Source organism: Bacillus sp. V33-4, assembly GCF_002860225.1.
Classification (GTDB): Bacteria; Bacillota; Bacilli; order Bacillales; family Cytobacillaceae; genus Bacillus_BJ; species Bacillus_BJ canaveralius.
Genome location: NZ_PGVC01000079.1, coordinates 17,583 through 36,721 on the forward strand (window position 1 = coordinate 17,583; position 19,139 = coordinate 36,721).

The 19,139-nt window shown below is 40.2% G+C and carries 13 protein-coding genes and 1 riboswitch; of the genes, 9 read left to right on the forward strand and 4 right to left on the reverse strand.

All coding sequences use genetic code 11. The annotated features are described in order from the left end of the window. The first annotated feature begins 65 nt into the window (after positions 1 to 65). The gene (gene pgmB, locus CVD23_RS21175) at positions 66 to 737 is read left to right on the forward strand and encodes a beta-phosphoglucomutase (RefSeq protein ID WP_257988620.1); all 672 of its coding nucleotides are present in this window, start codon (positions 66 to 68) and stop codon (positions 735 to 737) included. A gap of 140 nt (positions 738 to 877) precedes the next feature. Here the strand turns inward: pgmB and CVD23_RS21180 are convergent, their stop codons facing one another. From CVD23_RS21180 to CVD23_RS21195, 4 genes are all read right to left on the reverse strand, one after another. Beyond that, a complete protein-coding gene (locus CVD23_RS21180; RefSeq protein WP_101667082.1) occupies positions 878 to 2,020 on the reverse strand; it encodes a glycosyltransferase family 4 protein in 1,143 nt (380 codons plus the stop codon). Then, entirely contained in the window at positions 2,017 to 2,565 is a 549-nt protein-coding gene (locus tag CVD23_RS21185; protein ID WP_101667083.1) for a phosphatase PAP2 family protein, read from the reverse strand. Before CVD23_RS21185 ends, CVD23_RS21180 begins: the two co-directional genes overlap by 4 nt. A gap of 25 nt (positions 2,566 to 2,590) precedes the next feature. Continuing rightward, positions 2,591 to 3,922 (reverse strand): UDP-glucose dehydrogenase family protein, encoded by a 1,332-nt coding sequence (locus CVD23_RS21190; protein ID WP_101667084.1) that lies wholly within the window; start codon positions 3,920 to 3,922, stop codon positions 2,591 to 2,593. Positions 3,923 to 4,055: 133 nt separating this feature from the next. Beyond that, entirely contained in the window at positions 4,056 to 5,153 is a 1,098-nt protein-coding gene (locus CVD23_RS21195) for a CdaR family transcriptional regulator (protein WP_101667085.1), read from the reverse strand. Between the two features lie 153 nt (positions 5,154 to 5,306). Here CVD23_RS21195 and CVD23_RS21200 point away from each other — a divergent pair, with 153 nt between their 5' ends. The 8 genes from CVD23_RS21200 to CVD23_RS21235 all read left to right on the forward strand — a co-directional run bounded on the left by CVD23_RS21200 (position 5,307) and on the right by CVD23_RS21235 (position 18,987). Beyond that, positions 5,307 to 6,437, forward strand: a complete 1,131-nt coding sequence (locus CVD23_RS21200) for a glycerate kinase (protein ID WP_101667086.1) — start codon at positions 5,307 to 5,309, stop codon at positions 6,435 to 6,437. A gap of 258 nt (positions 6,438 to 6,695) precedes the next feature. Continuing rightward, positions 6,696 to 9,302: a cation-translocating P-type ATPase gene (locus CVD23_RS21205; protein WP_101667087.1), complete on the forward strand. Its 2,607-nt coding sequence runs from the start codon at positions 6,696 to 6,698 to the stop codon at positions 9,300 to 9,302. 222 nt (positions 9,303 to 9,524) lie between these two features. Continuing rightward, complete coding sequence (locus tag CVD23_RS21210) at positions 9,525 to 11,756, forward strand: putative bifunctional diguanylate cyclase/phosphodiesterase (protein ID WP_101667088.1); 2,232 nt, start codon at positions 9,525 to 9,527, stop codon at positions 11,754 to 11,756. 219 nt (positions 11,757 to 11,975) lie between these two features. Next, a riboswitch (cyclic di-AMP (ydaO/yuaA leader) is annotated at positions 11,976 to 12,120 on the forward strand. Positions 12,121 to 12,254: 134 nt separating this feature from the next. Beyond that, entirely contained in the window at positions 12,255 to 13,511 is a 1,257-nt protein-coding gene (locus CVD23_RS21215) for a cation:dicarboxylate symporter family transporter (protein WP_101667089.1), read from the forward strand. Between the two features lie 201 nt (positions 13,512 to 13,712). Further along, positions 13,713 to 15,230 (forward strand): class I adenylate-forming enzyme family protein, encoded by a 1,518-nt coding sequence (locus tag CVD23_RS21220; RefSeq protein ID WP_180955755.1) that lies wholly within the window; start codon positions 13,713 to 13,715, stop codon positions 15,228 to 15,230. A gap of 36 nt (positions 15,231 to 15,266) precedes the next feature. Further along, on the forward strand, positions 15,267 to 16,022 hold the full coding sequence (locus CVD23_RS21225) for a helix-turn-helix domain-containing protein (protein WP_180955756.1): 756 nt from the start codon (positions 15,267 to 15,269) through the stop codon (positions 16,020 to 16,022). 484 nt (positions 16,023 to 16,506) lie between these two features. Then, positions 16,507 to 17,985 carry a sugar ABC transporter ATP-binding protein gene (locus CVD23_RS21230; RefSeq protein WP_101667092.1) on the forward strand — a complete coding sequence of 493 codons (1,479 nt, stop codon included), beginning with the start codon at positions 16,507 to 16,509 and terminating at the stop codon, positions 17,983 to 17,985. Positions 17,986 to 17,997: 12 nt separating this feature from the next. Then, positions 17,998 to 18,987, forward strand: a complete 990-nt coding sequence (locus CVD23_RS21235) for an ABC transporter permease (RefSeq protein ID WP_101667093.1) — start codon at positions 17,998 to 18,000, stop codon at positions 18,985 to 18,987. Positions 18,988 to 19,139 lie beyond the last annotated feature (152 nt).

The window sequence follows — 19,139 nt, forward strand, 5'->3', positions numbered from 1 at the left end:
AAGCTTCAATTTTATTAGCAATATTGAACAGTTAGGAATGCCGAAGAAAAGAAGGAGACTAAGGCGTGAGTAAAACAATTCTGGATGCCGTTGTATTCGACCTGGATGGGGTGATTACGGATACAGCACATTATCATTTTCTAGCCTGGAAGAAACTAGCGGAAGAACTGGGAATCAGGATAGATGAAATTTTTAACGAGAAACTAAAAGGGATCAGCCGGATGGACTCGCTTGAATTAATTTTACAAGAGGTCAATCGGCAGAATGATTTCACTTTATCGGAAAAAGAAGAGTTGGCAGAAAAGAAAAATCTTAATTACTGTGTTTATTTAAAAGAATTGACACGGGAGGATGTTTTACCGGGAATTGTTGAGTTGATTTCGAATATAAAAGCAGAAGGAGTTCCGATTGGGCTTGCCTCTGTTTCGAAAAATGCCCCTACTGTCTTAAAAGCGCTGGATCTGGAAGATGTATTTGACTATTGTGTGGATGCTGCAAAAATAAACAAATCGAAACCAGACCCGGAAATTTTTTTAACAGCATGTGAACAACTTGGTGCCAGACCACAACATTCAATAGGCATTGAGGATGCTGAAGCAGGAGTCGACTCTATCAAAGCTAGTGAAATGTTTGCTGTTGGCGTAGGTACCGGTCTTTATAGAGCAGATTATATGGTTAAAAACACTAGTAAACTTCATTGGAACAAAATCAAAGAAGCTTATAGCTCCAAAAAATAATCATTCAAAAAAGAGCGTGAAGGACCCCCTTCACGCTCTTTTCTATGTATGTTTTTATAAAAGGATATAAATGTGTAAACAGAGATCAACAAGTTCAATAAAGGAACAGGTTTTGCTCCTGTTCCTTTGACGAAAATGAATCATGCATATTTTTGTTCGTTGATTTCGCGAATAACTGTAGAATAAGACCAAAGTAAATGTTCAAATATTGTATCCCAGCTTTGTGTGAGAGCGTATTTTCTTCCTTCAAACCCCATTTGAGTTCTCAAACTATCATTTTTGATAAGCTGAGTAATCGCGTTTGCAAATTCCTGCGCGTTACCCGGTGTACATAAATTCCCTGTAACCCCTTCTTGAATGATGTTCTTTACCCCGCCTGAATCGGCACCAACCACAGGTGTTCCACTCGCTAAAGCTTCAAGGACGACGTTGCCAAATGTTTCAGTAGGAGACGGGAAAACAAATAGGTCTGAGGCAGAATAAACTTCAGCTAAATCCTGTCCTTTTAAATATCCAGTAAAGAGCATGTTATCTGGCGCTTCACTTTCAAGGTCTTCACGTAAAGGACCATCTCCGATAATCAGCCATTGAATTTGCCCACTTATTTGGGCTGGCAATATGTGTGCCGTTGCCAGCAGTGTTTGCAAATCTTTCTCGGGTGCCAACCTGCCAACATAGGTAAGAAGGTACTTTCTTTTGATTCCATAATTCTTGCGGACTTTCAATTTATCATAATGGGGATGAAAAAGCTGGCAATCGACACCTCTTCCCCAAATTTCGAGATTTGTGAAGCCGTGGCGTTTGAGCTGGTTTAATGTTTCAGGGGACGGAACGAAAAGTTTTTTAAATGGCCGATGAAACCAATTCATATATTTCCAAACAATTGCGGAGAGAAATTCGAGGTTGTAGAACTGTAAGTAGTAATCGAAATTAGTATGATAAGAGCCTACTAGTGGTATATTTAATTTTTTTGCATAATAGATACCACAAAGGCCAATGTTAAAAGGGGTTGCTACATGGATTAGATCCGGAGAGAAATGCTCTAATTCCGACTTTAGATGCAGAAGATTTGGAAAGGCTAGACGGCATTCGGGATAGATGAAAAACGGGAGACTCTTAAAACGATGAATATGGTCGGAGACATATTCACCGGTTTGAGTTTTGGGCGCAAAGATTTTAAAGGTTATATTTTGATCACTTAAATAGTTGGTAAAACGCTTAAGCGTCCGGGCAACCCCATTAATATCGGGATCATAGGTATCTGTGAAAATGGCAATTTTCATATCGACCAACCTCCATAAATACCTGATAAATCATAGCAAAAGCCTGCAACCGATGAGCCGAGGATCATCCCGGAAATGACATCCGAAGGATAATGAAGTCCTAAATAAATTCTCGAGATGCCAACGCAAAGACCTAACGGAATGAGGATGAATGCCAGTACAGGTATATGAATCACAAACGGCATAATCACCGAAAATATTGCTGTTGTATGTCCGGACGGAAAAGAATGGTCTTCTAACGGATTAGCAGGGAACTTTGTTTTTTCCAACATTAAATAAGGCCTTTTCCTGGGATAAAGCTTCTTAACAATACTGACAGGTATATGACTGAATAATAAGGCGAGCGCACTGACAATCGCAGTTATTCTCGTTTGGCTCGTCGAAAAGATTATCATGATCAGCACCGTTCCAATCGTAAAAGCAGCACCGCCAATCTGTGTAATTGTCCGGAAAAATAGATTTAAATACTTGTTGTCAAAATAGCGATTTACTTCTTGAAATATTCGACATTCAAAGTCATAACAGGCACGTAATAGACTCATCATCCAACCCCCTATTGATAGAAAATCATCAAATACTGTTATTTTTCGTGTATTTTGGTGTAACAGCTGGTCTCCCGACCGATATATAAGTAATCGGGTACTTTTCAACCTCTTTCAGGGAATAACAATTTCTGCCATCAATGATTACCGGTTCCTTCATATACGATTCATATATTTCTAAAGGAGCATGCTTGATTTGTTCCCACTCTGTTGTAATAATGGCAGCCTCTGCATCGACCAGGGCCTGGCGAATATCCGTCGTATACTCAATCGAATTTCCCAGTACTTCCTGTGCATTTGGTATTGCAATCGGATCAAAAGCTGTCACAATCGCACCCTCTTCAAGTAATTCCTTCACAATCGTTAAGGAGGCTGCTTCACGGACATCATCAGTATCCGGCTTAAACGCCAGACCGAGCAATGACACCTTTTTCCCTTTTAAGCTTCCCAATATTTCCTTGGCTCGAACTACTGGCAGCGATATTTGGCGATTGTTTACTTCGATCACGGATTTCAGCAACTCAAATGGGTGCTGAACATTACCGGCGATCTGAACAAGGGCTTTCGTATCCTTCGGAAAACAGGAGCCGCCATATCCAATACCTGCTTGCAGAAAATTGTGACCAATCCGCTGGTCTTTACCGATTCCGTATGCGACCTCATCGATATTTGCACCAACTTTTTCACAAATTGCAGCAATTTCATTGATAAAGCTAATTTTCGTAGCCAAAAACGCATTGGAAGCGTACTTTATCATTTCCGCACTCTTCACATCTGTTTTTATAATAGGGGTTTTCAAAGGAAGATAAATTTGTTCCAAAACAGCTGCTGCTTCCGGACGATCAGTGCCAATGACGATGCGGTCTCCATGGAAGAAATCGAGGATCGCTGAGCCTTCTCGAAGAAACTCAGGATTTGAGACGACTTCAACCTGGAGATAAGGCGGCTTTATGCTCTCGATGATCTGTTTGATTTGATCATTCGTTCCAACAGGAACAGTGCTTTTCGTACAGACAATAATATCATTCGTAATATACTGAGCAATTGTTTTAGCTGCCACCTGGATGTACTCCAGATTTGCAGTGCCATCCGGTCGTTCTGGTGTCCCAACTGCAATAAAAACGATGTCAGCTTTTTCATACGCACAATGCGGATCCGTTGTGAACTGTAGTCGTCCGCAGCCCAGATTTTGTTCCAGAAGGGTTTCCAGCCCTGGCTCATAAATCGGAGAACGTCCGGCTTGGAGCATAGCAATCTTCTCTTCCTCAATATCTATACATGTGACTTGATGGCCCAATTCAGCTAAACAGACACCTGTCACCAAACCAACATAACCCACTCCTGCTATCGTAATATTCATCCTTATCCCCCTGGCAAATAAAGTTTGCTTATATTCATTTTATTAAAGAAAGTACATGATTTTCTTGACCCAGTGTTAAGAAATTGTAAAAAATTTGTATGTGTAGACAGACTTTTATAAACAAAACACAGCTTTAATCTTGTTTTTCAGACATTCGATCAATCCAAACAGCAAGCTGCAATGTAATCGCATCGCTTACTAATTGCGGGTTATAACCTGTAAGCTCCTTGATTTTCTTGATCCTGTAAACGAGCGAGTTCCGATGAATGTACATCTTCGTGGCGCATTCTCCAATATTAAGATTGGCTGCGAAAAAGTGCTCGATCGTTTCGATCAGTTTTTCTGATAAATTGCCGAGAACACGGCTTGAAAATTGCCGCTTCGCCCGTTCATCGAGGTGAACGAGGAGAGCCTTCATTTCAATTTCTGCATATGTCGTGATCATTTGTTCGTTGCTTCCCAGTAATAGAGCATTAAGGGATTCTTGATAGGAATGGCGGATGCATGTTTGATCGCTTGCAATTGAACCAATTCCAATACGTACAGAAATATTTTTAGAATTCAGTTGCTTTGAAGCTGCCGCTAATTTTTGCATGAACCTTGTTTCTGGCATGTTTGAAGTTAAAATAAATACACGGTTAGCGTTTGAAAATCCAATGAGTGCTTGTTTTTCAACAAAAGTATCCTCGAATATCTGGATAATTTCTGTATTTTTTAACTGGTTGATTCCCAGTTCCACCAACCCGACTTGATAGGGAGCTTCTATGTCTATCCCAAGCAAATTGAGCCTTTGTTTAATGGTGTCGATATTATCTCTATCCTTCAACAAGTCCTCAAATACCTGTTCTTTTAAACGCTGTCTCCACTCCAGTTGCGCGGCAATAAACGACTGATGAATCATCATTTCAGTGATCATTTTCACCAGCTCGCCAAACTCCCTGACCTCATTACTATCTCCAGTTATCCCAATTACACCAATAATAAGGTTCTGAAATTGGATTGGCAGATTAATTCCGGGATGCGCCCCGTTCCATTCGTGTAAATTGCTGTCATTTATAATTAAAGGTTGACCGCTCCGCAGCACTTCTAATGCTCCAAAGTGAATTTGATTAATGCGGTTTGGATTGCCTGAGGCAATAATCGTTCCAGTCTCATCCATAATATTAATATTCCGATTTAAGCGGATCATTGTTTGTTCAACAATTTCTTTCGCCATCTCCTGGGTTAACATATTAGTTCATCCTTATCATAAACGGTTTATTATTTATTATAGACAAAAAATTCGCAAATTCTATAATGTTTTTTGTTGATATGAACCGATGAATTGAAACTTTCTGCAAACTATAATAAAAATATAACTCGTATAGACAAGGTGGGAGATTGCATGAAGGTGGTTATTGCGCCCGACTCTTTCAAAGGATCTTTAACAGCACTTGAAGCAGCACTGGCAATTGAAAAAGGAGTTAAAAAAGCAATGCCGGACGTTGAGACGGTTTTAGTACCGGCAGCCGATGGTGGAGAAGGAACAATGGACAGTTTAGTGGCAGCTACCAACGGACGAAAGGTAGATGTTATTGTAAAGGGCCCGTTGGGTGAAGAGGTGAAAGCTGCGTACGGAATTCTCGGACATCAAGAGACTTGCGTCATTGAAATGGCGAGTGCTTCAGGATTGTGCCTGATCAGTTCCGAACAACGCAATCCCATGGCTGCAACGACGTTTGGAACAGGGGAGTTGATTAAACAAGCACTCGATGATGGATGCCGCAAATTTATTCTGGCTATTGGCGGAAGCGCTACCAACGATGGCGGGGCTGGGATGCTGCAGGCTCTCGGAATGAGATTGCTGGACTCTAGCGGTACTGAAATTGGTTTTGGTGGTGGTGAGCTATCCCGGCTCGTCGAAATTGACGATCAGCACTTTGACCCGCGCATTGCCGATGCGCAATTTTTGATTGCCACAGATGTGCAAAACCCGTTAATCGGCGCTAATGGAGCGACCTATGTGTTTGGACCGCAAAAAGGGGCAACAGCTGAAATGCTGGAAATTCTCGATGCTAATTTGCAGCATTGGGCTGATTTAGTTGAAGATAAGACCGGAATTCGTTTGCATGATAAACCTGGTGCAGGTGCAGCCGGAGGCATCGGTGGGGCCTTTCAAGCGTTTTTCCCGGCGATAACAAAAAGGGGAATAGATATCGTCATTGATTATACAAAGCTTGCGGAAAAATTAACCGGGGCCGTGTGTGTCTTTACGGGAGAAGGACAAATTGACTTTCAGACTGCTTCAGGTAAAACACCAATGGGAGTTGCGGAGGAAGCAAAGAAACATGGAATTCCTGTCTTTGTGCTTTCTGGTTCGATTGGAAAGGGAATTGAGACTTTGTACGAACATGGGATCCATAGTGTGCATAGTATTGTGAACGCTCCAATGACGCTTCAAGAAGCGATCGAACGCGCAGCCGAACTTCTCGAGCAATGCGCAGAGCAAGTCATGCGCACATACTTGGCACCTTAATATTTGCGGAAAAACATTGAGACAGAGAGATGGGACCAGGCTCTCTGTCTATTTTGCTTGCATTTTTGTATTCATAAGTTCTGAGCGAGGGAAGAATCGGCTTTTGATTTCAGCAAACCGTATATTAGAATCCATGTTTTAGGGAACAATTAGCAAAGCATCATTTTTAATAGATACCCTGCTTTTTTCAATACATTTACATAATTTTTGAAAAAAAACCTGATTCAGAGCTTTCTGCTTGTCTGGAGGAGATACGAAATGAGTGATTTTTACAGGAAATCAACAGAAGAAGTGATGAGAGATTTAGATGTTACTGAGCAAGGTTTAAATACGGAAGATGTTCAAAAAAGGCGTGAGCAGTACGGTTTTAATGAGCTGGCTGAAGCGAGACGAAAAAGCGCTGTCCAAGTATTTTTCGAACAGTTTAAAGATTTTCTTGTCATTATTCTACTTGTTGCGGCCGTTATTTCTGCTTTTTTAGGGAAGTTTGAAAGTACGATTGTCATCCTGATCGTCGTTATCATTAATGCCATACTGGGTACAGTCCAGCATATTAAAGCGGAACAATCACTAAGAAGCTTAAAGGCTCTTGCTTCACCAACAGCCAAAGTTTTAAGGAAAGGGCATAGAACCGAGATTCCCTCAAGGGAAATAGTCGTTGGAGACATTCTTTTTTTGGACGCCGGTGACTATGTTAGTGCAGATGGACGGATCCTTGAATCTCATAGCTTACAGGTAAATGAAAGCTCTCTTACAGGTGAATCGGTCAGTGCGTTAAAGTCTGTCGAAGCGATTGATGAAGATGACGTACCGATTGGTGATAGAAAAAATATGGTGTTTTCAGGCAGCTTCGTCACTTACGGAAGAGCAGTTGTTTTAGTAACTGGAATCGGGATGAATACGGAAATAGGGAAAATCGCTGGTCTCCTCGGTACCGCAAGGGAAAAGAAAACTCCTCTCCAGGAGAACTTGGATGATTTCGGAAAAAAGCTTGCCATAGTCATCATTATCATTGCAATCATTATCTTTGGTCTTGATTTGTTTAGGGGTCGTGAGATTGTTGACTCATTTATGTTTGCCGTCTCCCTTGCTGTAGCCGCGATTCCTGAAGCGTTAAGCTCAATCGTAACAATCGTGCTTGCGTTTGGTACGCAGAGAATGGCCAGGGAAAATGCGATTATTAGGCGACTTTACGCTGTTGAAAGTCTCGGAAGCATTTCTGTTATATGCTCAGATAAGACAGGGACTTTGACCCAAAACAAAATGACTGTCCAAAAGGTGTTTGTCAACAATCAGGTGCTGGATCAAAATGAACTGAATCTGGACCGGCCTTTAGAAAAAAAGCTTTTGTTAATGGCTCTTCTCTGCAATGATTCGATTACCGAGGAAAAAAAGGAAATGGGGGACCCGACAGAAATCGCCCTCGTTAATTTTGGAGAAAAATACGGGTTGGATGAACTGGCCATTAGAGAAGATTATCCAAGAATCGGTGAAATCCCGTTTGATGCTGATCGAAAGCTGATGAGCACTGTCAATAAATTCAACGGTGAATCCGTGATGATTACAAAAGGTGCACTGGATGTACTGCTTACAAGAACAGTCAAGATCGAAACCGCAGAGGGTGTAACAGAGCTTACTGAAGAGCATAAGCGGGAAATTGAAAGAGTAAACAGGGATTTTTCAAGTAATGGATTAAGGGTTCTTGCGTTTACATATAAAGGCGTCAAAGACCCGGATATCAGCTTTGAAGATGAAACAAACTACATTTTTGTAGGCCTGACAGCGATGATGGATCCGCCAAGGGAAGAGTCGGCAGAGGCAGTGAAGAACTGTATTGAAGCAGGCATCAAGCCCGTCATGATCACAGGGGATCATCGCATCACAGCAAGTGTGATTGCCAGGCAAATCGGAATATTACGGAATGAATCTGAGGCCATAGAGGGCATTGAAATTGAAAAATTAACTGATGAAGAACTGAGGAACAAGGTTGAAAATATATCTGTTTATGCAAGAGTATCTCCGGAGCACAAAATCAGGATTGTCAGGGCATGGCAGGAAAAAGGGAACGTCGTAGCGATGACGGGTGATGGAGTAAATGACGCGCCGGCCTTAAAGCAGGCAGATGTCGGAATTGCGATGGGAATCACCGGGACAGAGGTTGCGAAAGATGCTTCATCAATGGTTTTAACAGACGATAACTTCTCGACGATCGTCAAAGCGATTTCCAACGGGCGAAGCATATATGAAAACATTAAGAATGCGATCAGGTTCCTGCTGTCAGGGAATACTGGAGCAATTCTTTCGGTTCTGTACGCATCATTGGGTGCATTGCCCGTACCTTTTGCCCCGGTTCACCTTTTATTCATCAACTTGCTGACGGATAGCCTGCCGGCGATCGCGATCGGGTTGGAGCCGCACAATGAAAAACTGATGAAAGAAAAACCAAGGGACATACGTACACCGTTGCTAAACAAAGCTTTTGCCATAAGGGTCACCATTGAAGGTCTCCTGATCGCGGCAGCAACCCTTATTGCCTTTCATATCGGGTTATCAACCGGGGATACTGCAATTGCCAGTACAATGGCTTTCGCCACTTTATGCCTGTCAAGATTACTTCATAGCTTTAACGCCAGAGCAAAGGAATCGATTTTTAAAATCGGATTATTTTCAAATAAATACATCTGGTACGCTGTCATCCTTGGCATCATATTATTGCATCTCGTGCTATTGCTCGAACCGCTTATGGATGTATTTGAAGTAGCTGTTTTGAACAGGGCGCAGCTTCTCTCCATATATGGTTTATCGTTAATGCCTTTAGTCGTCATTCAGCTGTATAAATTGCTTTTTGTGCGAAGCGGCAGATGAATATGGAAAAGTATAATGGCCTCCCTTTTCCGGAAAAGGGAGGTCGTTTACTAACCGTTGTAATGAGCGCCAAAACCGAATGACGAGCTATAAGAAAATATTTTCCCCCTTCCGAAAATACTGCATTGTCGTGTATCTACTTTTTTGATATGTTTAAAAAACAGTCGGAGAAATACCGATGAATCTTCATAGTCTACTATCACTTCAAAGGGGAAGAAAAGTATGGGGAATTTACATAAACATAGAGTGATGATTGCTGTGGGATTTTTCATTTTAGCTGTAATTCTACATGAAATAGGTGCACTTCTATTTGTATCCAATGGTGTCTCGGAGTACATAATTGATTTGGCCATTATTTCAGTAATCGTAATAATGATTTCTTTCATGTTCAAGGAAACAGATGAGACAGCGGAAGAATTGCAGAAAAATAGACAGAGATTAAATAATATCTTCGATACATTGGATGTTGCCATATGGTCACACGATTTAAAATCCGACATTTTATTGATCACTCCAGGGATTGAAAAATTATACGGATATTCGTTAGACGAGTTTTATCAGGATCATACCCTCTGGAAAAGAGTTATACACCCGGAGGATGTAAACATATTAGCCGAAAGAGAACAGAGCTTTCTGCGTGGGGAACCAATCACGAATGTATACCGGATTATACGCTCTGATGGTGAAGTGCGCTGGATTCAGGATCGGGGTATACCAACGGTTGATGAAAATGGGAATTTATCAGATTTTAATAGCGTCTTGTTTGATATTACCGACCGTAAAGAAAGTGAAGATCGCTATCGAAGTTTAGTAGAAATGTCGCCGGATATCATTGCCGTCTATAGCAGGGGGCAAATAGATTATATCAATGAAGCGGGCAGCAAGCTGTTTGGCGCTGCGAGTCAGCAGGAATTAATTGGCCAGCCGATCTGGAAGCTTGTTGCTCCTGCGATTCTTGAGCAAATTAAACATCGTGAGCTGACCCTTGATGAAAATTTTGATGAAAAAATGACGTTTGAATTTCAAGCACGCCGTCTTGATGACAAGAGAATTGATGTTGAGATAACAGCGATGCCGATTTTTTATGAAGGACGAACGGCAAAACAGATCGTCGGCAGGGATATTTCCCAGCGCAAGCAAGCAGAAAAAACAATCCAATATATGGCTTATTATGACGGCTTAACAGGCTTGCCAAACCGCAATATGTTCAAGAAACATTTAAATGAAGTGTTAAATGAACGAAAAAACCAAATGCTGGCGGTTTTATTTCTGGATTTGGATCGGTTTAAGATCATTAACGATACAAAGGGACATGCGGTTGGAGATCTTTTATTAAAACTCGTAGCGAAACGTCTCGGGTTGGCTGTTCAAAATGATGGAGTGGTTTCACGCCAGGGCGGGGATGAGTTTATTATTTTATTGGAAGATACAGATAAGGAAAAAGCCGTGAATGTTGCTCAGCGGATGCTCGACGAATTTTCTCATTCATTCGAAATTAATTCTCAAGAGATTTTTGTTACAACCAGTATCGGAATCAGCATCTATCCAGTTGATGGAGAAGATGAGGAAACATTGCTCAAAAACGCTGATACGGCCATGTACCTGGCAAAAGAACGCGGGAAAAATAATTTTCAATTTTATACTGACCAACTGCATTTGCTTTCCTCCCGAAAGCTGGAATTGGAGAATGGTTTAAGAAAAGCTCTGGAACAGGAACAATTAGTGCTTTATTATCAGCCACAGGTAGAATTAAAAACGGGGAAAATTGTCGGCGTAGAATCGCTTATTCGCTGGCAGCATTCAGATCATGGCTTTATTTCCCCAGACGAATTTATCCCGCTCGCTGAAGAGACAGGGCTTATCGTTCCGTTCGGAAAATGGGTTTTAAGAAAGGCCTGTGAACAGAACAAAATGTGGCAACAGCAAGGCTATAAAGCAATTCCGATCGCCGTGAATATTTCAGTCCGCCAGCTTCAAGACGATGACTTTGTCGAATTAGTCAAGAAAGTCCTAAATGAAACCGGGCTGGATCCCCGCTACCTGGAACTTGAAATTACCGAAAGCATTATGCAGAATATCGACAGGTCTGAAAACATCCTGAACCAATTAAAAGATCTGGGCATAAAAATATCTATTGATGATTTTGGAACAGGTTATTCTTCCTTGAGCTATTTAAAGCATCTCCCTATCGATGGCATTAAAATCGATAAGTCTTTCGTAGATGATATTATCAATCATAGCAATCAGGGAGCAATGGTCAAAACAATGATTGATATGGGACATAATCTGAATTTCACAGTCATTGCCGAAGGTATTGAGAATCAAGAACAAGTCGCCTTTTTGGAACAAAATGACTGCAAAATTGGCCAAGGCTATTTTTATAGCAGACCTCTGCCATCAGATGAAATAGAAAAAATACTTTCAACTGCTCTGAATGGTGTTCCTATTAAATAGGGATGCCTTTTTTTGTTTTGATAGGAATATCAGGTAGATCATAGGAACCACACAACGTTATTCCATAATAATAAATGGAAATACTTCTCTAAATAAATGATCATTTCTTTATACTATAATTTTGTGTGAATTTTCAGTGTTTTCTTGAGATGAGATATCTACCAAAAACAAGTTAAGGGCAATATATTTACATTTTAATAATTTTAAGATATTATTTTAATATTATTTACGCTTAATCTTAATTGAAGAACGGGGGAACCAATTCAGCGGCTTTGCCGCTTGGGGTGAATTCATGAGTGAAAGGGCATTTTGTTTCCAAGTCCTAACCCGACAGCTAACCTCGTCAGCGTCTTAGAGGGAACAGCATGAAAATTGTTTCTGTTAAAAAAGACACTCCCAACTGTGTTTTTTTTTGTAGAAGCAGGGCAGCCATCGTGTTTCCCTCACCGAGATTATTGCTTTTACAGCATAGAAAATTACAGAAGGTGAGGATGTTAGATGAAAAAGATTAGTTTAGCCGGCCAAATTTTTATCGGCTTAATTCTCGGAATTATTGTAGGGGCTTTGTTTTACGGAAGTCCGGAAATTGCGTCGTATTTAACGCCTATTGGAGACATATTTCTCCGTTTAATTAAAATGATTGTCGTGCCTATTGTGATCGCAAGTATCATTGTTGCCGTAGCAGGTGTAGGCGATATTAAACAACTGGGTAAAATTGGCGGTAAAACAATATTATATTTTGAAATCATCACGACCATCGCGATCATTGTGGGGATTGCTGCAGCAAATATATTCCAGCCTGGTGCTGGTGTAAATATGAGCCAGCTCGATAAAACCGATATTGCCAGTTATGTCGACACAGCTGAAACTCAGGAAACTAAATCGCTTGTAAATACATTGGTAGAAATTGTACCAACCAATCCAATTGCGGCCATTGCAGAGGGTGACATGCTTGCTATCATTTTCTTTGCGCTTATATTCGGTCTGGGGATTTCTGCAATCGGTGAAAAGGGAAAACCGGTGATTGCCTTCTTCCAGGGAACTGCGGACGCCATGTTTTATGCAACAAATCAAATCATGAGATTCGCTCCGTTTGGTGTTTTCGCACTCATAGGGGTAACTGTTTCAAAGTTTGGGATTACATCGCTAATCCCGCTTGGGAAATTGGTGCTTACTGTATTTGGAACGATGATTTTCTTTGTGATAGTAGTTTTGGGAGTAGTTGCGAAACTGGCAGGATTCAGTATCTTTAAATTGATTAAAATATTGAAAGACGAGTTAATATTGGCTTTCTCGACGGCAAGCTCAGAAACGGTATTGCCAAGGATTATGGATAAAATGGAGAAAGCCGGATGTCCGAAGCATATTACTTCTTTCGTAATTCCGACTGGCTACTCCTTTAATCTCGATGGTTCAACGCTGTATCAAGCACTTGCTGCCATCTTTATCGCCCAAATGTATGGAATCGATATGAGTATCGGCGAGCAGATTTCGTTAATGCTTGTCCTGATGGTAACTTCGAAAGGAATTGCCGGCGTTCCGGGAGTATCATTCGTCGTTCTGTTAGCCACATTAGGAACTGTTGGCTTACCTGTTGAAGGTTTAGCATTTATCGCCGGAATCGACCGAATTCTCGATATGGGACGAACAGCTGTAAACGTGGTAGGAAACTCTCTTGCGGCAATTGTCATTTCTAAATGGGAAGGTCAATTCAACCCAATGGAAGAAATGGAGCCAATTGAGCAAGCTTCATAATATCTGAACAAAGACAGCCAGGAGAAGGAAGATTCCTTTTCCTGGCTGTTTTTCTATTTGAATATGAGTAGCTACTTTCCGAAAAGGTATTTATCTGCCCTGTGACATTTCACACTGCATTTTAATTTGGGAGCGCTTACTATAAGTCGCATATTAATGTCGAATAAATTACTTCTATTATAAAAAGTTAACAAATTGGGGTTGATAAAACTGAATCTAGGTACAGTTCTCGATATCGCCATAAGTAAGCACCCGGATAAAATTGCTTTAATTGCAGGAGAATCCCATTATAAATTTTCAAGATTGAATTTAGAAGTAAACAAACTTGCATCTTCCATGCAAAAGCTCGGGATCCGAAAAGGAGAACGTGTAATGGTTCTGCTTCAAAACCAAGTTGAATCTGTTCTAATTTTTTTTGCCGTTCAAAAATTAGGAGCGATTTTCGTCCCGCTTAATTACAACCTATCAATAAACGAAGTTCAATACTGTATCAATGATATCGAGCCGAAAATTATTTTTTGCGATTACGATAGCTTCGATTATATGGACAAAATTAAATTGAGCAGCAGGCCCATTTTCGTAAGCATTTCACCATTGGGCGGTGATATTAGCTTTCAGGAATTGATCCTGCGGGGAGCAGCTGATTTTGAGACTACAACATCTGATGATCATGAAATAGCAATGATATTATACACCTCGGGAACTAACGGGGTTCCGAAAGGGGTCCCACGCTCACATAAAAACGAATATTCATCGACGATAACCTTCATAAATCAAAATAGATATAAACCTTTCGAGACAACCTTGGGTGTTATGCCGATTTGCCATATTAGGGGAATTCGAATGATTCTTGCGATGATTTTTTTAAATGGAACATATATCATTCCACCCCCATTTTTTGATTCCATGGACTTACTTAATTTAATTTCTAAAGAAAAAGTCACTTGTTTATTTATGAATCCGACTAAATACTACGAGCTCTTAAATGACCCAAACATCAAAGATTACGATTTATCCTCACTAAAGAAAATCTCCTATGGTGGCGCGCGAATGTCGGAGGATCTTATAAATAATTGCATCCAGTTATTAAAACCAGAGTCTTTTATTAATTATTATGGGTGCACAGAAATTTTCACAATTGCCACTTGTTCTGTACTTGAAGACAGAACAGGCTGCGTTGGGAAACCTGGTACTCATCAGAAGATTAGGGTAGTCCATCCCAGCAAGGTTAATCTTTCTACACCAGAAGATTTAGTTAAAAGAGGAGAAGTGGGAGAAATTATCGTCCATATTGAGTCTATTGAGGCTTTTAGTGGGTATTGGAAAGAGCCGGACTGGTTAGAAAACGCAATTCAGGACAATTGGTTTTTTACCGGAGATCTTGGTTACATAGATGAAGATGAGCACTTGTTTATTGTTGGCCGGGTAGATAATATGGTGATTTCTGAAGGGGAAAAGGTGTTTCCTGACGAGATCGAAGAAGTATTGCTTAATAACCCTAAGGTAGCTGACGCTCTGGTGGGAGAACAGGATCAACATTGTGGGCAGATCATTATCGCCTATATCGTTCCAAGTGATTTAACACTTACCGTCCAGGAATTAGACTACTACTGTAAAAACCACTTATCCAGTTATAAACGACCAAGAATATATAAAATTTTAACAGAAATACCGACAATGAAAACTACAATAGATCAATTACATCTACTTTCTACCTAAACGCATGGGATAACTAGTCCTGAAGGGGTGATGTACATGGCAGGGTTGTTGATATTGGACTATGAGAAAATAATTCGGCAAGAAATTAAATTAATTTTTAAAGAAAGCCAATATAACCATCTGTCAATTTACGAATCTGATTCTGGAAAATCTGCATTAAGTATTTTTCAGCAAAAAAAGCCGAGTTTGGTCATTATGGATTTATCACTGCCGGATGTTGATGGAATTCAACTCGGTAAAGAATTTATAAAAATATCTCCAAAAGTTTCTGTCATTGTCCTTTCACAACTAACAATGTTTGAAATGGTTGAGTCTTCGATCAACGCAGGTTTTTCTGGATACCTGATCAAACCTCTTTCCAAAGTAAAGCTTCTCAGTATCGTCGATAGGCTTCAAATTCCAGATCTGTTTCAACATTCGACTGATGCGAGCAAAGAAAGCGAATCAGTTGATGCTGCAAAACAACCGGTCAAACACGCTTTGGAATTTATTCACAACAAGTACCAAGATGAACTCACTCTGCATGAGGTTGCTCATCATGTTTATCTCAGTGACTGTTATTTTAGTCGTTTATTTAAAGCTGAAATGAAGATTTCATTCATTGAGTACCTGAAAAAGTACAGATTAAATCAAGTTAAAAGGCTGCTGAAAATGACCTCTTTCCCGATTGAAGTAATTGCCAATAATACAGGGTTCGCAAATGCAAGCTATTTCACTACCACGTTTAAACGAATGGAAGGAAAAACCCCCACTGAATATAGGGGCGACTTTGTTAAGTTATTTGATAAATAGCTGAAAATTGATTTTGAATGATTACGTTCTTCGCCGAATGTAAGTGTGACCAAAACTGGTTCCGCTTCAATCGGCATTTTTTATTTAAATCAGTTAGAATAAACCAATTTCGCATTTTAATTACATGTGCTTTGTGCAAAATATTAATATTTTTAGCAAAAATGTTGAACCTAAAAGGTCAAAATATTTCATCTGGGTAAAAAACGTACCCATTATAATTTAGATAGTTAATTAAAACAATTAATTAAGTAAGTGTTTGAAAAAGCTTGAGAAATATGACTATGGATGTTTGGGTTAATGTTTACCTCTCATTTTGGTTTTGATTGAAAGCGCATTTAAAAAAACTGCTATTTCCAAGATCCTTTCTGCCGTTGGACAATAAATAGTCGCTCATAAGCGATGAAGGGGGCGAATGATAGAGGAAAAGAAAGTTCCTCCTTATAAATTTAAAAAAATAAATAAGGTAGTCAGGAGGGGAACCAAGATGAATCAAGAAGTGATGTTAGAAATGCGGGGGATAGGAAAGAACTTTCCGGGTGTGAAAGCCCTTAGTAAAGTTAATTTTACAATTCGAGCAGGGGAAATTCATGCACTCTGTGGAGAAAATGGAGCAGGAAAATCCACCATGATGAAAATTTTATCTGGAATATATACTCCAGATGAAGGTGAGATTTTTTTTGAAGGTAAGTCAGTTGAAATCAATAGACCGGATGTAGCTCAAAAACTTGGAATCGCAATTATACACCAGGAGTTAAGTTTAGTTCCTGAATTAACAGTCGCCGAAAATATTTTCATAGGGGACTATCCTCAGAAATTCAAGGGGGTTGTGGATTGGAGGAAGATGAAGTGCGAGGCTGAACGTGTTTTAAAAAATATGGGTTTCGATTTGGACGTAGATACAGTGGTAGACACTCTGGGAATCGCCAAGCAACAAATAGTTGAAATTGCCAAGGCTCTCCATAGAAAGACAAGAATTGTTATTCTCGATGAACCAACTGCACCATTAGCTCCGCAGGATGTGGAAAGATTAATAGAGTTAGTAAATAAATTGCGGAGTGAAGGTTTGGGGATCGTTTACATATCTCACAAACTACCAGAGGTTTTCAGAATTTCCGATCGTGTCTCTGTTTTAAAGGACGGTCAACATGTGGCAACAAAAAATACAAAAGATTTGACCCGCGATGAATTAATTAAATTAATGGTGGGTCGCGAGCTTTCAAATATGCGCTTAGGATCGATAACTGACAACGAAACAAAGGTGTTATCAGTTAACGGTTTAAGCACACCAAATTTACTGCAAAATATTAGCTTTGATTTGTACAAAGGTGAGGTGCTTGGGATAGCAGGTCTCGTGGGGAGTGGCAGGACCGAATTAGTAAGAGCTATTTTTGGAGCAGATCCATGTAATGCAGAGATGCAGTTGGATGGAAAGAGTTTATCAGTGGGCTCTCCCCGCGACGCCATTAGACAAGGAATCGCTTTATTACCAGAAGACAGAAAACATCAGGGATTAATTTTAGGAATGTCTGCATTGGAGAACATGACGATTTCCGGATTAGACAAATTGTCCAGACTCGGTGTAGTAAATAAGCGAAAAGAACAGGAAGATGGTAAAGGATTAATAAGAAAGCTTCAAGTTCGTGTAAGTGGTTTATCCCAAGAAACAGGAACCTTAAGTGGAGGCAACCAACAAAAGTTGATCATTGCCCGTTGGTTATATAAGAATGCAAAGGTCTTAATATTTGATGAACCGACACGGGGAATTGATGTGGGAGCAAAAGCCGAAATTTATCACCTGATCAATGAATTTGTAAAGGATGGAGGTTCTGTTATCGTTATTTCTTCTGAGCTTCCTGAAGTGTTGATGTGTGATCGAGTTCTAGTTATGGCAGGTGGGAAAATAGTAAAAGAAGTTTCGCACGAAGAGTCTTCCGAAGAAAAAGTAATCCAATATATGTTATAAGAGGTGAGTGGGTTGAAAGCTAACCAAGAGATGTTAAATATGCAGGGCTTTGGTGCAAAATTATCCTTTCTGAAATTACTTACAAAAAATTACTTATTTATCTTTCTGTGTATACTTGTCGTTTTTTGTTCATTTTTATCAGATAAGTTCTTAACGTTCGACAATATGAGCAATATCCTTCTGCAAAATTCCGTTATCGCAGTCTTGGCTTTAGGGCAATTGCTGGTTGTCATAACCGGGGGTATTGATCTTTCGGTTGGGTCTGTAGCGGCTCTTGCAAGTGTATTATCAGCGTCGTTTTTAGGAATGGGAATGAACCCTGTTTTAACCATCATTTTGGTTATGATACTGATGGCAGTTGCGGGATTAGGAAATGGGCTTGCCGTAACCTATGGCAAAATAACTCCTTTTGTTGTGACGCTTGCAACGTTAACAATCTATCGAGGCCTAGCTTATATTTTTCAGGTAGGTTCCTTGGTTACGATTGAAGATAACACGTTTTTGGCAATTTTGGCAGGCAAGACGGTTGTTGGTGGAATTTACACTCCAATCATCATTCTCTTTTTAACACTTGGAATTGCTATCTTCATGCTGAGAATGACGACATTTGGCAGAAGACTCTATGCAGTCGGCGGAAATTCTGAGGCTGCACGGTTGGCCGGTGCACCAATCAATCGTGACATTATTATCGCATATGTGATTAGTGGAGCTTTGGCAGGATTGGGTGGCTTGATGACAACTGCTAGATTAAGTACCGGCAGTGCCTTATATGGACAGGGGTATGAGCTTGATGCTATTGCAGCTGTGGTAGTCGGGGGAGCGTCACTAATCGGAGGGAAGGGCTTTGCTTTAAATGCTGTTTTGGGAGCCTTTTTAATCGAGATCATCCGCAATATATTAAACTTGACAGGTGTGGCCTCTTACCCACAGATGGTTATTCAGGGGTTAATTATTCTGGTCGCTGTTCTACTGACAACAATGGCGGCCAGTAAGAAAGTATAAAACGATTCCAATCAGGCCTATCAATCCAGCTTTTTTCACCGGAAAGAATGCAATGGTGAACTTACTAATAATACTGTTATTATTTTTAAAATGGTAGTGTAAAAAGTTCTATGAAAACTCGGCTTTGAGGGTTCCGTTCTGCCACAAAACAG

Excerpts from the sequence above, each read along its gene's own strand:
- CVD23_RS21215 (WP_101667089.1), top strand. The coding sequence starts at position 12,255 with ATGAAAAAGATTAGTTTAGCCGGCCAAATTTTTATCGGCTTAATTCTC.
- CVD23_RS21195 (WP_101667085.1), bottom strand. The coding sequence starts at position 5,153 with ATGTTAACCCAGGAGATGGCGAAAGAAATTGTTGAACAAACAATGATC.
- CVD23_RS21180 (WP_101667082.1), bottom strand. The coding sequence starts at position 2,020 with ATGAAAATTGCCATTTTCACAGATACCTATGATCCCGATATTAATGGG.
- CVD23_RS21230 (WP_101667092.1), top strand. The coding sequence starts at position 16,507 with ATGAATCAAGAAGTGATGTTAGAAATGCGGGGGATAGGAAAGAACTTT.
- CVD23_RS21210 (WP_101667088.1), top strand. The coding sequence starts at position 9,525 with ATGGGGAATTTACATAAACATAGAGTGATGATTGCTGTGGGATTTTTC.
- CVD23_RS21190 (WP_101667084.1), bottom strand. The coding sequence starts at position 3,922 with ATGAATATTACGATAGCAGGAGTGGGTTATGTTGGTTTGGTGACAGGT.
- CVD23_RS21185 (WP_101667083.1), bottom strand. The coding sequence starts at position 2,565 with ATGATGAGTCTATTACGTGCCTGTTATGACTTTGAATGTCGAATATTT.
- CVD23_RS21225 (WP_180955756.1), top strand. The coding sequence starts at position 15,267 with ATGGCAGGGTTGTTGATATTGGACTATGAGAAAATAATTCGGCAAGAA.
- CVD23_RS21205 (WP_101667087.1), top strand. The coding sequence starts at position 6,696 with ATGAGTGATTTTTACAGGAAATCAACAGAAGAAGTGATGAGAGATTTA.
- CVD23_RS21200 (WP_101667086.1), top strand. The coding sequence starts at position 5,307 with ATGAAGGTGGTTATTGCGCCCGACTCTTTCAAAGGATCTTTAACAGCA.